This is a genomic window from Pseudomonas sp. FSL W5-0203, assembly GCF_001896155.1.
GTDB lineage: Bacteria > Pseudomonadota > Gammaproteobacteria > Pseudomonadales > Pseudomonadaceae > Aquipseudomonas > Aquipseudomonas paracarnis.
In genome coordinates, this window is the sequence record NZ_MPOR01000005.1 from 211169 (window position 1) to 225114 (window position 13946).

12 protein-coding genes are annotated in these 13946 nt (G+C 61.7%); 8 read left to right on the top strand and 4 right to left on the bottom strand.

The annotated features are described in order from the left end of the window. Positions 1 to 47: 47 nt before the first annotated feature. Positions 48 to 995: a DUF1853 family protein gene (locus BOP96_RS07665; protein WP_073452327.1), complete on the bottom strand. Its 948-nt coding sequence runs from the start codon at positions 993 to 995 to the stop codon at positions 48 to 50. A 144-nt stretch (positions 996 to 1139) separates the two neighbouring features. Between BOP96_RS07665 and BOP96_RS07670 the strand changes: the two genes are divergently transcribed. From BOP96_RS07670 to pepN, 6 genes are read left to right on the top strand one after another with little or no spacing between them, the layout of a single operon-like run. Further along, positions 1140 to 2030 carry an NAD(+) kinase gene (locus BOP96_RS07670; RefSeq protein WP_003217892.1) on the top strand — a complete coding sequence of 297 codons (891 nt, stop codon included), beginning with the start codon at positions 1140 to 1142 and terminating at the stop codon, positions 2028 to 2030. Next, positions 2027 to 3001 (top strand): metallophosphoesterase, encoded by a 975-nt coding sequence (locus tag BOP96_RS07675; RefSeq protein ID WP_162471688.1) that lies wholly within the window; start codon positions 2027 to 2029, stop codon positions 2999 to 3001. Before BOP96_RS07670 ends, BOP96_RS07675 begins: the two co-directional genes overlap by 4 nt. Beyond that, positions 2998 to 3867: a rhomboid family intramembrane serine protease gene (locus BOP96_RS07680; protein ID WP_072434500.1), complete on the top strand. Its 870-nt coding sequence runs from the start codon at positions 2998 to 3000 to the stop codon at positions 3865 to 3867. The genes BOP96_RS07675 and BOP96_RS07680 overlap by 4 nt, the downstream gene beginning before the upstream one ends. A 14-nt stretch (positions 3868 to 3881) precedes the next feature. After that, on the top strand, positions 3882 to 4142 hold the full coding sequence (locus tag BOP96_RS07685; protein WP_003190750.1) for a YeaC family protein: 261 nt from the start codon (positions 3882 to 3884) through the stop codon (positions 4140 to 4142). Continuing rightward, on the top strand, positions 4139 to 4969 hold the full coding sequence (locus BOP96_RS07690; protein WP_014718285.1) for a DUF2797 domain-containing protein: 831 nt from the start codon (positions 4139 to 4141) through the stop codon (positions 4967 to 4969). The genes BOP96_RS07685 and BOP96_RS07690 overlap by 4 nt, the downstream gene beginning before the upstream one ends. 13 nt (positions 4970 to 4982) lie before the next feature. Continuing rightward, the gene (pepN, locus tag BOP96_RS07695) at positions 4983 to 7640 is read left to right on the top strand and encodes an aminopeptidase N (protein WP_073452330.1); all 2658 of its coding nucleotides are present in this window, start codon (positions 4983 to 4985) and stop codon (positions 7638 to 7640) included. A 121-nt stretch (positions 7641 to 7761) separates the two neighbouring features. Here pepN and BOP96_RS07700 read toward each other — a convergent pair whose 3' ends face one another. From BOP96_RS07700 to BOP96_RS07710, 3 genes are read right to left on the bottom strand one after another with little or no spacing between them, the layout of a single operon-like run. Next, complete coding sequence (locus BOP96_RS07700; RefSeq protein ID WP_073452332.1) at positions 7762 to 8619, bottom strand: metal-dependent hydrolase; 858 nt, start codon at positions 8617 to 8619, stop codon at positions 7762 to 7764. 15 nt (positions 8620 to 8634) lie between these two features. Beyond that, entirely contained in the window at positions 8635 to 9525 is an 891-nt protein-coding gene (locus BOP96_RS07705; protein WP_073452335.1) for an SDR family NAD(P)-dependent oxidoreductase, read from the bottom strand. Continuing rightward, the gene (locus BOP96_RS07710; RefSeq protein WP_073452337.1) at positions 9522 to 11060 is read right to left on the bottom strand and encodes a flavin-containing monooxygenase; all 1539 of its coding nucleotides are present in this window, start codon (positions 11058 to 11060) and stop codon (positions 9522 to 9524) included. The genes BOP96_RS07705 and BOP96_RS07710 overlap by 4 nt, the downstream gene beginning before the upstream one ends. Positions 11061 to 11347: 287 nt before the next feature. Between BOP96_RS07710 and BOP96_RS07715 the strand changes: the two genes are divergently transcribed. Further along, positions 11348 to 12346, top strand: a complete 999-nt coding sequence (locus BOP96_RS07715; RefSeq protein WP_014718290.1) for an alpha/beta fold hydrolase — start codon at positions 11348 to 11350, stop codon at positions 12344 to 12346. Between the two features lie 295 nt (positions 12347 to 12641). Beyond that, the gene (locus BOP96_RS07720) at positions 12642 to 13922 is read left to right on the top strand and encodes an alkane 1-monooxygenase (protein ID WP_014718291.1); all 1281 of its coding nucleotides are present in this window, start codon (positions 12642 to 12644) and stop codon (positions 13920 to 13922) included. The last annotated feature ends 24 nt before the right edge of the window (positions 13923 to 13946 follow it).

Genomic DNA, 13946 nt, shown 5'->3' on the forward strand with positions numbered 1-13946 from the left:
GGAGCTGGCTTGCCTGCGATGAGGCCCTCAATTACACCGCACACCTATCAGCCTGTCCCCGGTACATTCGGCCAAAGATCGGCCACCAGAAACAACCGCTCTGCTTCTTCCCACTCCTCACCGTTCGGCACCATGCGCACCAGCAACTGCGCCGGGGCCATCGGGTCCAGGTCTGCCAGCCAGCCTTTCATCTGCACTTCACTCCACACTTCATCGGCCGGGTAATGCGCGGGCGCCAGCCAGGCATGGCGGGGCAGGGGTTGCCAACGGCCCTCTGGGCGGGTGCTGACAAAGTCTGTCCAGTCGCGCTGATGCAACCAGCGCCCACGCAGATGCTGCGGGTGTGCGCCGAGGGGGGAGTGCGCCGCGCCGGGCCAGGGGTAGAGCAGATAGCCGCCGAGCCACAAATGCGCATCGAACGCTTGGATATCCAGCGCCGCCAAGGCCTCGCGGCTTTCTGCCCGCGCAGAGATTGGCAATTGATGCTCGGCCAGGTGTGCCAGCTTGCGGTCCAGCCGATCATGGCAGCCAGGCCCCAGCCATTGCGTAGCGTCCTGGCCGTTGCCGTCCTGCGGGCCCAGGTAGAGTTTGATCGCCAGTTCCAGGTGGTGCACCCCCTCGCGGTCGCGCAGCAGCATGTCCAACTCGCCCAGCGTGTGCCCGGCACGGCGGATCGGCAGGTTGGCGGCCAGCAACTCCACGCCCGGCGCATGCTGCACCGCAAATTGCCACAAGCGCTCGTAGTACAGGCCCAGGCGCCGGGTACGTGCCAGGCTCAACCACTGCTGCAACGCGCTGCTGTCCTGGTCCAGCTGGCGCAGCCAGGCTTCGAGTTGGTGAGGGGCTTGCACCCAGTCACTGCCCGCCAGCGGATGGCGCTGCGGCCAAGGCGTCTGCGCCAGCATCGGTGGTGCGAGCATCACCCACGCCAGGTCGCGCACCTCGGGGTGGCGCAGTTGGCGGGGCAGGGTGTGCAAGTCGGGGAATGGCGTCATGGTCCGAGCATAGCCTTTTCAGCGCGCAGAAGGTGCCTGAGAACCATTGTCATCAAGGCGTGGCGGCGACAAAGGATTTTGCCTGAGACGGCCTTTCGCCCATAATCGCTCTTTTTGCCTCACCCCAGATCCCGCAGGAGCCCCATGGAGCAATTTCGCAATATCGGCATTATCGGTCGCCTGGGCAGTACCCAGGTGTTGGACACCGTCCGCCGGCTGAAGAAGTTTCTGCTCGAGCGCCACCTGCATGTGATCCTCGAAGACACCATCGCTGAAATCCTCCCTGGCCACGGCCTGCAAACCTCGTCGCGCAAGATGCTCGGCGAGGTGTGCGACATGGTCATCGTGGTCGGTGGCGATGGCAGCCTGCTCGGCGCTGCCCGGGCGCTGGCGCGGCATAACGTGCCGGTGCTGGGGATCAACCGCGGCAGCCTGGGGTTCCTCACCGACATCCGCCCCGATGAGCTGGAAGTCGAAGTGGCCAAGGTGCTCGACGGCCATTACCTGGTGGAGAACCGCTTCCTACTGCAGGCCGAAGTGCGCCGCCATGGCGAGGCGATCGGCCAGGGCGATGCCCTTAACGACGTGGTGCTGCACCCCGGCAAATCCACGCGCATGATCGAGTTCGAGCTGTATATCGACGGCCAGTTCGTCTGCAGCCAGAAGGCCGACGGCCTGATCGTCGCCACACCCACCGGTTCTACCGCCTACGCGCTGTCGGCCGGCGGCCCGATCATGCACCCCAAGCTCGATGCCATTGTGATCGTGCCGATGTACCCCCATATGTTGTCCAGTCGGCCAATTGTGGTCGATGGCAACAGTGAGCTGAAAATCGTGGTGTCCAAAGACATGCAAATCTACCCGCAAGTCTCCTGCGACGGGCAGAACCATTTCACCTGCGCCCCCGGTGACACCATCACCGTGAGCAAGAAGGCACAGAAGTTGCGCTTGATCCACCCGCTGGATCACAACTACTACGAAGTGTGCCGCACCAAGTTGGGCTGGGGCAGCCGCTTGGGAGGTGGAGGCGACTGATGCTCGATCCCGCGCGTAGCTACGACCTGATTGGTGACGTGCACGGTTGCGCTCATACCCTTGAGCACTTGCTCGACCAATTGGGTTACCACAAGCAGGGCGGCACTTGGCGCCATCCGTCACGCATGGCGGTGTTCCTGGGCGATATCATCGACCGTGGCCCGCGCATCCGTGAGGCGCTGCATATCGTCCACGATATGACCGAGGCCGGCCAGGCGCTGTGCATCATGGGCAACCACGAGTTCAATGCGCTGGGCTGGACCACGCCGGCCCCGCCGGGCAGCGGCAAGCAGTTTGTGCGTGAGCACAACCCGCGCCACGCCCGCTTGATCCAAGAGACCCTGACCCAGTTCGAACACCACCCGGCTGATTGGCACGACTTCCTCGGCTGGTTCTACGACATGCCGCTGTTTGTCGATGCCGGGCGTTTCCGCGTGGTGCACGCGTGCTGGGACGACAGTTTTATCCAGCCGCTGCGCGCGACCTTCCCGGATGGCTGCATCGACCCGCACTTCCTGCAAGCCGCCGCCGTACCGGGCAGTTTCGCCTGCAATGCATTCGACCGCCTGTTGCGCGGCACCGATATGCGCCTGCCCGATGGGCTCACCCTGACCGGTGGCGATGGCCTGACGCGTTCGTTCTTTCGCACCAAGTTCTGGGAAGACGACCCCAAGACCTACGGCGACATCGTGTTCCAGCCCGACGCCTTGCCGGAGCCGGTGGCACGCACGCCGTTGTCGTCCACACAAAAGAATTCTTTGCTGCGCTATGGCGTCGATGAACCGCTGTTGTTCGTCGGCCACTACTGGCGCAGCGGCAAACCCGCGCCGATCCGCCCGAACCTGGCCTGCCTGGACTACAGCGCGGTGCTGTACGGCAAGCTGGTGGCGTATCGACTGGACCAGGAAACCCAGCTGGATCCGCGTAAATTCGTATGGGTCGACGTTGAGCGACCAGAGGCCATTCCATGAGTACCGTAGCTGTATTGCGCTTGCCCCTGAGCGTCGACCTGGGTGGTTTCGTCAAGTTGCTGCACCGCATGCAGGTGCCGCACCGCGTCAGCGAGGAGGCCGGTGAACAGGTGCTGTGGGTGCCCGAGGCCATCAGCGACGACGTGCGCGTGCTGTATCAACGTTTCCCCGCTGGCGACCCGGACCAGCAACTGGATATTCCCGAGCAGGCGCCGGTTGCGCGGCCGGGCTTTGTCCAGCAAGTGCGCCATAGCCCGGTCACCGCGCTGGTTTTGCTGGCCAGCCTTATCGTCGCGGCCGTGACGTTGCTCGGCGCTAACCTGCAAACCATGGCCTGGCTGACCTTCCTGCCATTCCGGGTGCTGGGCGAGTACATCCAGTTCACGCCGTTGGCCGACACCCTGGCCTCGGGGCAGTGGTGGCGCTTGGTCACGCCGATGCTGATCCACTTCGGCATCCTGCATCTGGCGATGAACGGCATGTGGTACTGGGAGCTGGGTCGGCGCATTGAAGCGCGCCAGGGCAGCATCAACCTGCTGGGCCTGACCCTGTTGTTCAGCCTGGTCTCCAACTACGCGCAATACGCCTACGGTGGCCCCGGCTTGTTTGGCGGCTTGTCTGGCGTGTTGTACGGCCTGCTCGGGCACTGCTGGATCTTTCAATTATTGTCGCCCAACCCGGCCTATCGCCTGCCCCGTGGGGTGCTGGTGATGATGCTGGTGTGGTTGTTGCTCTGCCTGTCGGGGCTGGTCTCGATGATCGGTTTCGGCGAAATCGCCAACGCGGCCCATGTGGGCGGGTTGGTCATCGGTTGCTTGACGGGTTTGCTCGGCGGTTTGTACAACCGTCGCAAAGCGTCTCTTTGATAAGGAAGAGCCTTATGTCCTCTTTTGCTGAAATGATCGAAAACATCACCCCGGACATCTACGAGAGCCTCAAGCTCGCGGTAGAGATCGGCAAATGGTCCGATGGCCGCAAGCTCACCGCCGAGCAGCGCGAATTGTCGTTGCAAGCGATGATCGCCTGGGAGATCCAGAACCTGCCCGAAGAGCAGCGCACCGGCTATATGGGCCCGCAGGAGTGCGCGTCCAAATCCGCGCCAGTACCGAATATCCTGTTCAAGTCGGATGCGATCCATTGATTGAAATTGGTCGCGGTGCAGTCAGCAAAATGTCGGCGCAGCTCGGTGAGCCGACCGTTCAATACGCCTTTCGCTTAGGAAGCACCGAGGTGCCGGTCAATCCGCTGATCGGTACCCATATCCGCCTGGAATACCTGGGCGCGATTCATTGCAGCCATTGCGGGCGCAAGACCAAGACCAGCTTCAGCCAGGGCTACTGCTACCCCTGCATGACCAAGCTGGCCCAGTGTGACCTGTGCATCATGAGCCCCGAGCGTTGCCATTACGACGCCGGTACCTGCCGCGATCCGGGCTGGGGCGAGACATTCTGCATGACCGACCACGTGGTGTACCTGGCCAACTCGTCGGGCATCAAGGTCGGCATTACGCGTGCTACGCAGTTGCCCACCCGTTGGCTGGACCAGGGCGCCAGCCAGGCGCTGCCGATCATGCGCGTGGCGACACGTCAGCAATCGGGCTTCGTCGAAGACCTGTTCCGCAGCCAGGTGGCCGACAAGACCAACTGGCGCGCCTTGCTCAAGGGCGACGCGCAAGCGGTGGACCTCAAGCAGGTGCGTGATGAGCTGTTCGCCTCTTGCGCCGAGGGCTTGCTGGGTTTGCAGGAACGCTTTGGCCTGCAAGCCATCCAAACCATTGCCGACATCGAGCCGATTGAAATCCGCTACCCGGTCGAGCAGTATCCGACCAAGATCGTCAGCTTCAACCTGGACAAGAACCCGATTGCCGAAGGCACGCTGCTGGGGATCAAGGGCCAATACCTGATCTTCGACACCGGCGTCATCAACATTCGTAAATACACGGCCTATCAGCTCGCCGTGCATCAGTAGAAGGATCCCCAGCATGCGCACCGAACAACCGAAGATGATTTACCTTAAGGACTATCAGGCGCCGGACTACCTGATCGACGAGACGCACCTGACCTTCGAGTTGTTCGAGGACCACAGCCTGGTCCACGCGCAGCTGGTGATGCGCCGCAACCCCGAGCGCGGCGCCGGTTTGCCGCCATTGGTGCTCGATGGCCAGCAACTTGAGCTGTTGAGTGTCAACCTGGCCGACCAGCCGTTGACGGACGCTGACTACCAGCTGACCGACAGCCACCTGACCGTGCAGCCCAACAGTGAGACCTTCACCCTCGACACCACCGTCAAGATCCACCCAGAAACCAACACCGCCCTGGAAGGCTTGTACAAATCCAGCGGTATGTTCTGCACCCAGTGCGAGGCCGAAGGTTTCCGCAAGATCACCTATTACCTCGACCGCCCGGACGTGATGAGCGTGTTCACCACCACGGTGATCGCCGAGCAGCACAGCTATCCGGTGCTGTTGTCCAACGGCAACCCGATCGCCAGCGGCCCCGGTGAAGACGGCCGGCACTGGGCGACCTGGGAAGACCCGTTCAAGAAACCGGCCTACCTGTTTGCCTTGGTGGCCGGTGACCTGTGGTGCGTTGAAGACAGCTTCACCACCATGACCAACCGCGAAGTCGCGCTACGCATCTACGTCGAGCCGGAAAATATCGACAAGTGCCAGCACGCCATGACCAGCCTGAAAAAATCCATGCGCTGGGACGAAGAGACCTACGGCCGCGAGTACGACCTGGACATCTTCATGATCGTCGCGGTCAACGACTTCAACATGGGCGCCATGGAGAACAAGGGCCTTAACATCTTCAACTCCAGCGCCGTGCTGGCCCGCGCCGAAACCGCTACAGACGCCGCTCACCAGCGCGTCGAAGCCATCGTTGCCCACGAATACTTCCATAACTGGTCGGGCAACCGCGTGACCTGCCGCGACTGGTTCCAACTGTCGCTCAAGGAAGGCTTCACCGTGTTCCGTGACTCGGGCTTCTCTGCCGACATGAACTCGGCCACAGTCAAACGCATCCAGGACGTGGCGTACCTGCGTACCCACCAGTTCGCTGAAGATGCCGGCCCCATGGCCCACGCCGTGCGCCCGGACAGCTTTATCGAGATCTCCAACTTCTACACCCTGACCGTGTATGAAAAGGGCTCGGAAGTGGTCGGCATGATCCACACCTTGCTCGGTGCCGAGGGCTTTCGCAAAGGCAGCGACCTGTATTTCGAACGCCATGACGGCCAGGCCGTGACCTGCGATGACTTCATCAAGGCCATGGAAGACGCCAACGGCGCCGACCTCAGCCAGTTCAAGCGCTGGTACAGCCAGGCAGGTACCCCGCGCCTGGCGGTAAGCGAGGCCTACGATGCGGCGGCCAAGACCTACAGCCTGACCTTCCGCCAGAGCTGCCCACCCACTCCGGATAAGGTCGAGAAGTTGCCCTTCGTGATCCCGGTGGCGCTGGGCTTGCTGGACGGGCAGGGCGCCGGCATTGCCTTGCGCCTGGCCGGTGAAGCGACGGCGGGCGACACTTCGCGGGTAATTTCGGTAACCGAAGCGGAACAGACCTTTACCTTCGTCGACATCGCTGAAAAACCCTTGCCTTCGTTGCTGCGTGGTTTCTCGGCGCCGGTGAAGCTCAGCTTCCCCTACAGCCGCGATCAACTGATGTTCCTGATGCAGCACGACAGCGACGGTTTCAACCGCTGGGATGCCGGCCAGCAGTTGGCCGTGCAGGTGTTGCAGGAGCTGATCGGCCAGCATCAGGCGGGCCAGCCGCTGAAGCTTGATCAACGCTTGATCGACGCGCTGCGCACGGTGTTGAGTGATGAAAGCCTGGACCAGGCCATGGTCGCCGAAATGCTCTCGTTGCCGAGCGAAGCCTACCTCACGGAAATCAGCGAGGTGGCGGATGTGGACGCTATCCACGCTGCCCGCGAGTTTGCCCGCAAGCAACTGGCCGACAACCTGTTCGAAGGCTTGTGGCTGCGCTACCAGGCCAACCGCGAGCTGTCCAAGCAAACGCCTTACGTGGCAGAAGCCGAGCACTTCGCCCGGCGTGCGCTGCAGAACATCGCGCTGTCGTACCTGATGCTCAGCGGCAAGCCAGAAGTGTTGGCGGCCACCCTGGATCAGTTCGACACCAGCGATAACATGACCGAACGCCTGACGGCGTTGGCGGTGTTGGTGAACTCGCCGTTTGAAGCAGAGAAAGCCCAGGCCTTGGCGGTGTTTGCCGAAAACTTCAAGGACAACCCGCTGGTCATGGACCAATGGTTCAGCGTACAGGCCGGCAGCACCTTGCCGGGCGGGCTGGCGCGGGTCAAGGCGTTGATGGAGCACCCGGCGTTCACCATCAAGAACCCCAACAAGGTGCGCGCACTGGTGGGCGCATTTGCCGGGCAGAACCTGATCAACTTCCATGCGGCGGATGGCTCGGGCTACCGCTTCCTGGCCGACCTGGTAATCCAGCTCAATACCTTGAACCCGCAGATCGCCTCGCGCCAACTGGCGCCGCTGACACGCTGGCGTAAATACGACAGCGCACGGCAGGCGCTGATGAAAGCGGAGCTGGAGCGCATCCTGGGTGCGGGTGAACTGTCCAGCGATGTGTTTGAGGTGGTCAGCAAGAGCCTGGCGTAACCCTCACTGCCTTAACGCGATCCCCCTGTGGGAGCGGGCTTGCTCGCGAAGGCGGCGTGTCAGTCGACATCAATATGACTGACCCACCGCTTTCGCGAGCAAGCCCGCTCCCGCATTTAGGTCAGGAGGCGTCAGTTTGATAAGCGTCGTAGCTGCGGCGCGTGCGCTCTATCTCTTCGACCAACCGGTCAATGCCCGCCAATCGTGCCCGGTTGTCATGATCCCAGGGATGAAAGCCCGGCTTGAAGTAATGCAGCCACGGCCGGCACATCCGTGGAAACACACCCTTGGGCCCATACAAGAACTTCACCATGCGCCACAAGCCCTTCAGCGTGCCGCCCGAAGTGCGGTCGGCGATCAACAGGCGCACGTGAAAATCCAGCACCACCACCCAGAACAGCACGCTGGTGGTCAGCATGGTGCCGGTGCGCAGCAGGTAACGTGCAGGCCCTGGCTTGATCACCCTGTTCCACACATCGAACGCCACGGCTTTGTGTTCGGTTTCTTCCAGGGCGTGCCAGTACCACATCTGCTGGTAACCCTTGAGTGAGTCGCCAAAGCGCGAAGGGTCGCTCAGCAGGATTTCCGCGAGCATGGCGGTGTAGTGTTCCAGGGCGATGGTCACCGCCAGGTTGAACGACGCCGGCAGGTGTTTTTTCTGCAGGTCGAGGAAGAACTTCAAGCGTCGGTCAAGGGTGTGCGCCGGCAGGCCGGCCGCTTGCAGCAAGTCGTTATACGCCACGTGTTCACGGCTGTGCATGGCCTCCTGGCCGATAAACCCCTGGATCTCTTTTTTCAGTTCGGCATCGTCGATCTGCCCACGGTAGTGGCGCACGCTGTCCATGAAGAACAGCTCGCCCTGGGGAAACAGCAGCGACAGGGCATTGAAGAAATGGCTGACCACAGGCCCTTGTTCGTGCCAGTTCTTGATGCGCTCGGCAGGCAAGGCAAAACGGATATCGCGACGGATCGGCAGCATGGTGCGTGCTCCTGTTCAGAGTCGAGGCTCGTCGTTGGTTTCAAACACGGGCGTGCGCGGCTTGGGCGCCATGCGCTTGCTGGCAAACACCACCAGGGCCTGATAGGCCGCCGGCAGGCAACGGGCGAGCAGGTCGAAGAAATAGGCATCGCGGCCAATCAGCACGCGACGCTTGTTTTTGCGTACGCCTTGCAGGATCACTTTGGCGGCCTGGTCGGCGTCGGTGATGAAGAGTTTTTCGAAATCGGCGCGGGCTTGTTGCTCGCTGTGGATGAGAAAGCCGGTCATGTTCGCGTCGATGCGGCTGCTGCGGCAGATGTCGGTACGAATGCCACCGGGGTGCACACAGGTGGCCGACACGCCGCAGCGTTGCAGGTCGAGTTCCTGGCGCAAAGCTTCGGTGAAGCCGCGTACCGCGAACTTTGTAGCGTTGTAGCCGCTCATGCCGGGCTGGGCGAACAGGCCGAACACGCTGGACGTATTGATGATATGCCCGTCGCCGCTGGCCTTGAGGTACGGCAGGAATGCCTTGGTGCCATGCACCACTCCCCAGAAGTTGATGCCGACGATCCATTCCAGGTCGGCGTAATCCACGCCTTCGACGGTGCTCGACAGCGCCACCCCGGCATTATTGAAGACCAGGTTGACCTTGCCGTGCTCGGCCACGCAGCGTGCTGCCCAATCGTGCATGGCCTGGCGGTCGGACACGTCCAGCACTTGGGTGGTGACAGTGACGGGCGACAAGGTCGAGGTGCGGATCAGCGCCAGGGTCTGTTCCAGGCCCTGGCTGTTTTTGTCTGCCAGCGCCAAGTGACACCCTTCCCGCGCCAGGGCCAGGGCCAATGAGCGGCCCATGCCGGAAGCCGCGCCGGTGATCGCCGCAACGCGGCCGTTGAATGACTTCATGACAGGCTGCCTTCTGTGGTGGAGTGGGGCGTTGCAACCGCTCGCGGCAGGGCGGGCGCCGGCGCCTGGCTGACGCTGTAGTCTTTGAGGGCAAAATGCCGGGTGACCTGCTTGAAGTGCCAGGTCGAGCCGGGCCACAGCGTGGTGTTCTTGCCGGTGCGCGGGTCGAGGTACCAGCTCTGGCAGCCGCCGGTGTTCCAGATGGTGCGCTTGAGCTTGTCCTGCAACTGCTGGTTGTAGGCGTGCTCCACGGCGGGCTTGACCTCTACCGTGGTAAGGCGCTGGCGCTGCATGTGTTTCAGGGCGTCGAGAATGTACGCGACCTGAGCCTCGATCATCAGGATCATCGAGTTATGCCCCAGGCCGGTGTTGGGGCCCACGATCAGAAACAGGTTCGGGTAGCCCGGCACGGTGGTGCCTTTGTAGGCATGGGCGCCATCGCGCCAGGCATCCATCAGGTCGATGCCGTCACGGCCGATGATGCAGCCACGGGGCAACGGGTCGCTGGCCTGGAAACCCGTGCCGAAGATCAGGCAATCGGCGGGGTGCTTGATACCGTCGGCGGTGATCACGCCGTCGGCTTCGATGCGCAGCACGTTGTCGGTGACCACCTCGACATTGCTGCGCGAGAGTGCCGGGTAGTAATCGTTGGAAATCAGCACGCGCTTGCAGCCGATGGTGTAGTCCGGCGTCAGTGTTTTGCGCAGGGAAGGGCGGGCCACCTGTTTGCGCAGGTGACGCAGGGCGATTTTCTGCACCATTTTCATCAGGCGTGGATGCAGGGCAAAGCCCACCACGCGGCCTTCCAGTGCCCAGTAAAGCGCAGCACGCACCAGCTTCTGGGTGAGCGGTACATGCTTGAACAACCAGCGCTCGGCAGCGGAAATCGGCCGATCAGGCTTGGGCATGATCCACGGCGGTGTGCGCTGGAACAGGTCCAGGTGCGCCACCTGCGGGGCGATCTGCGGCACGAACTGGATGGCGCTGGCACCGGTGCCGATTACCGCCACGCGCTTGCCCTTCAAGGAGTACTCGTGATCCCACTGCTGGGAGTGGAAGCGCTTGCCCTTGAAACTGTCCAGCCCTGGGATATCTGGCATTGCCGGGCGCGACAAGCCCCCCATTCCCGACACCAGCACCCGTGCGCTGACGTGGCGGCCGTTAGTGAAGGTCAGTTGCCAGCGCTGCTGTTGTTCATCAAACAGCGCCCGTTGCAGGCCCATGCCAAAGCGCAGGTAGGGCGCCAGCTCGAAGTGCCTGGCGCAGTCTTCCAGATAGGCACGGATCTCGGGTTGCGCCGCGAACTGTCGCGTCCAGTTCGGGTTGGGCGCAAAGGAAAACGAATACACATGGGACTGCACGTCGCAGGCGCAACCTGGGTAGTGGTTGTCGCGCCATGTACCGCCGAGGGTCTGGGCCTGTTCGGCGATAAAGAAGTCGGTGAGCCCGGCTTCCTTGAGTTTGATCGCCATGCACAGGCCCGCGAACCCGGAGCCAATGATGGCGATGTCGATTGAGTCACTGGGGGCATTCATAGGGCTGCCTCGTCAATAAAGCGCTTGGGCATCGGATGTGCTCCTGTTTTTGTTTTGTCTTTTAGATAGAACACCATTGCAAAGGAAAATTGAATTAATTATTTTAAAAAAGATTTTAAATAATCTACCTGAAAAATTCGCCTACGCTAGGGCCTTGTTGCGCATGAGCGATTTGTCCGACGGACGAACGTGGTATGCATGAAGTCTAGGTCCAGGGTGTGGACGATGGCTGGGGCCAGATCAATTCCGGTCGGGTCGCCAGCAGCAGGGAAGCAGAGGACCGAGCTATGGCTGTCGAATGGGTTGTCGCTGCGGGTGTGCTGGCGGGCGCCAGTGCGGCGTTATGGGGCTTGAGTGCCTGGATGACGCGGCGCATTGAAGCGACCGTGCCGATCAACGGGCGTTTCGTCGAGGTGGATGGCGAGCGCTTTCATTATGTCGAAGAGGGCAAGGGCCCGCCGCTGGTGATGATTCACGGGCTGATGGGCAGCAGTCGCAACCTGACCTATGCCTTGTCCGGCCAGTTGCGTGAGCATTTTCGGGTCATCAGCCTCGACCGGCCGGGCTCAGGCTATTCCACCCGGCACAGCGGCACGCCGGCAGACTTGCCGGCCCAGGCGCGACAAATCGCGGCCTTCATCAAGGCGCTGGATCTGGGCAAACCGCTGATACTGGGGCACTCCCTGGGCGGAGCGATTGCCCTGGCGCTGGCCCTCGACCATCCTCATGCGGTGTCCGGGTTGGTGCTGGTTGCGCCCTTGACTCACCCCCAACGCATGCTGCCGCTGGTGTTTCTGTCTCTGGCCGTGCGCCCGGCCTGGCTGCGGCGCTGGGTGGCGCACACCTTGACCCTGCCCATCGGCCTGCTGACCAAAGACTCGGTGGTGAAGGGCGTATTTGCCCCCGATCCTGCGCCGCCGGACTTTGCCACCCGTGGCGGCGGTTTGCTGGGCATGCGCCCCGACAATTTCTACGCCGCGTCCACCGAGATCAACCGGGTCAACGACCACCTGCCGGAGATGGTCAAGCGCTACTCCCGATTGACCCTGCCCATCGGCCTGATCTACGGCGCGCAGGACAAGGTGCTCGACTTCCAGAAACACGGCCAGGCCCTGGCCAGCAAGGTGCCAGGGCTGAAAATGCAAGTGATCGAAGGCCGTGGGCATATGTTGCCGATCACCGCCACCGAGCGCGTGGCGGCGCTGGTGGAGCAGGTGGCCAAGCGGGCTCGACCCGGCGAGAGCGTCCGGCCGTTAAACCCACCTGTCGCCCTGGCGAGCCAGTAACAGTGCCACCTGACTGCGGCGCCTGGCGTTGACGCCTGCCCCTGAGCACCTGACCAGATGGCTGAAAAGAGACTGCTCGGTCACGGAAAAAAGGGCTGGAGAAACTAGTTGACGACCTAACGATTCCGCGCTATTTATTTAAAAAAATTATTTCAATGTGTAATTTGAAATTATTTTTGAAATGCCTAAGAGCGAATAAAATAATGAAAAAAACGCCTTTTATCGCATGCATGATTTCTCGCAGCAGTCAGCGCACCGCTGCCGCATTGCCTACCGAATGTGTGCGGAGGCTGCCATGAACCAGACTCTGGCAGCTGCGACCGTGTGGGCCGACGGCAAACGCCACCTGTGGTGGCTGGGCATTATGCCGCTGGCGACGCCCTTGCTCTCCGGCGCCCTTGCCATCACCACAGGCGTGCAACAACTGTGGTGGGTGGGCGTGCTGGTGATCTTCGGCTTGATCCCGCTGATTGACGGCCTGCTCGGCGAAGACGTCAGCAACCCGCCCGAATCTGCGGTCAGCCACCTTGAATCCCAACGCTACTACCGCTGGATCGTCTACACCGGCGTGCTGTTTGTGATTGCCTCGGTGGTGATCACCGGTTGGCTCGCTGCGGGCGGTATCGACTGGATCATCAACGGCGGCCTGTTGCGGGCCACGGCCACCCTGGAACCCTCGAACTGGCTGGCCAGGACCGCCGCGTTCATCACCGCACGCACTGAACTTCACGGTGCAGTCAGCTGGTTGACGTATGTGGGCATGGCCATGTCCACCGGGGCCGCCACCGGCATTGCCATCAACACCGCCCATGAGCTGGGGCACAAACCCAAGCCCTTGGAAGTGTTCCTGGCCAAGGTCACCCTGGCGCCGACCTTCTATGGCCACTTTTACACCGAACATAACCGTGGCCATCACGTGCGGGTCGCCACGCCGGAAGACCCGGCCAGCTCGCGCCTGGGTGAAAGTTTCTGGGCATTCCTGCCGCGTTCGGTGTGGTTCAGCGCTGTGTCGGCCTGGAACCTGGAGCGCGAACGCCTGCGCAAACTCGGCCTGCCGGCCCTGCACTGGAAGAACGCGGTGCTCAGCGCCTGGATGTATAGCGTGGTGTTGTGGGGCGCAATGATTGCCTGGCTGGGGGCGGCGGTAATTCCGTTCCTGATTATCCAGGGCATCTACGGGTTCTCGTTGCTGGAAGTGGTGAACTATGTCGAGCATTACGGCCTCAAGCGTCAGAAGTTGCCCAATGGTCGTTATGAACGCTGCTCGCCGCGTCACTCGTGGAACAGTAATCGGATTGTCACCAATATCTTTCTGTTCCAGTTGCAACGGCACTCCGATCACCATGCCAACCCCACGCGCAGTTATCAGTCGCTGCGTCATTTTGATGAGTCACCGCAACTTCCCTATGGCTACGCCAGCATGATTGTCTGGGCTTATGTGCCGTACTTGTGGCGGCGTCGCATGGACCATCGTGTACTGAATCACTATGCCGGCGATATCAACCTGACCAATCTTCAGCCGTCAAAGCGTTTGAAGTATCTGGAGAAGTACAGCGGTAGTGCCAAGCCGTTTTGAGATGAAGTAAGCCTTCAGGGTGTA

Bases quoted from the DNA above. Each gene is read 5' to 3' on its own strand.
- BOP96_RS07670 (WP_003217892.1), top strand. From the start codon at position 1,140: ATGGAGCAATTTCGCAATATCGGCATTATCGGTCGCCTGGGCAGTACC.
- BOP96_RS07715 (WP_014718290.1), top strand. From the start codon at position 11,348: ATGGCTGTCGAATGGGTTGTCGCTGCGGGTGTGCTGGCGGGCGCCAGT.
- BOP96_RS07665 (WP_073452327.1), bottom strand. From the start codon at position 995: ATGACGCCATTCCCCGACTTGCACACCCTGCCCCGCCAACTGCGCCAC.
- pepN (WP_073452330.1), top strand. From the start codon at position 4,983: ATGCGCACCGAACAACCGAAGATGATTTACCTTAAGGACTATCAGGCG.
- BOP96_RS07705 (WP_073452335.1), bottom strand. From the start codon at position 9,525: ATGAAGTCATTCAACGGCCGCGTTGCGGCGATCACCGGCGCGGCTTCC.
- BOP96_RS07685 (WP_003190750.1), top strand. From the start codon at position 3,882: ATGTCCTCTTTTGCTGAAATGATCGAAAACATCACCCCGGACATCTAC.
- BOP96_RS07700 (WP_073452332.1), bottom strand. From the start codon at position 8,619: ATGCTGCCGATCCGTCGCGATATCCGTTTTGCCTTGCCTGCCGAGCGC.
- BOP96_RS07710 (WP_073452337.1), bottom strand. From the start codon at position 11,060: ATGAATGCCCCCAGTGACTCAATCGACATCGCCATCATTGGCTCCGGG.
- BOP96_RS07680 (WP_072434500.1), top strand. From the start codon at position 2,998: ATGAGTACCGTAGCTGTATTGCGCTTGCCCCTGAGCGTCGACCTGGGT.
- BOP96_RS07720 (WP_014718291.1), top strand. From the start codon at position 12,642: ATGAACCAGACTCTGGCAGCTGCGACCGTGTGGGCCGACGGCAAACGC.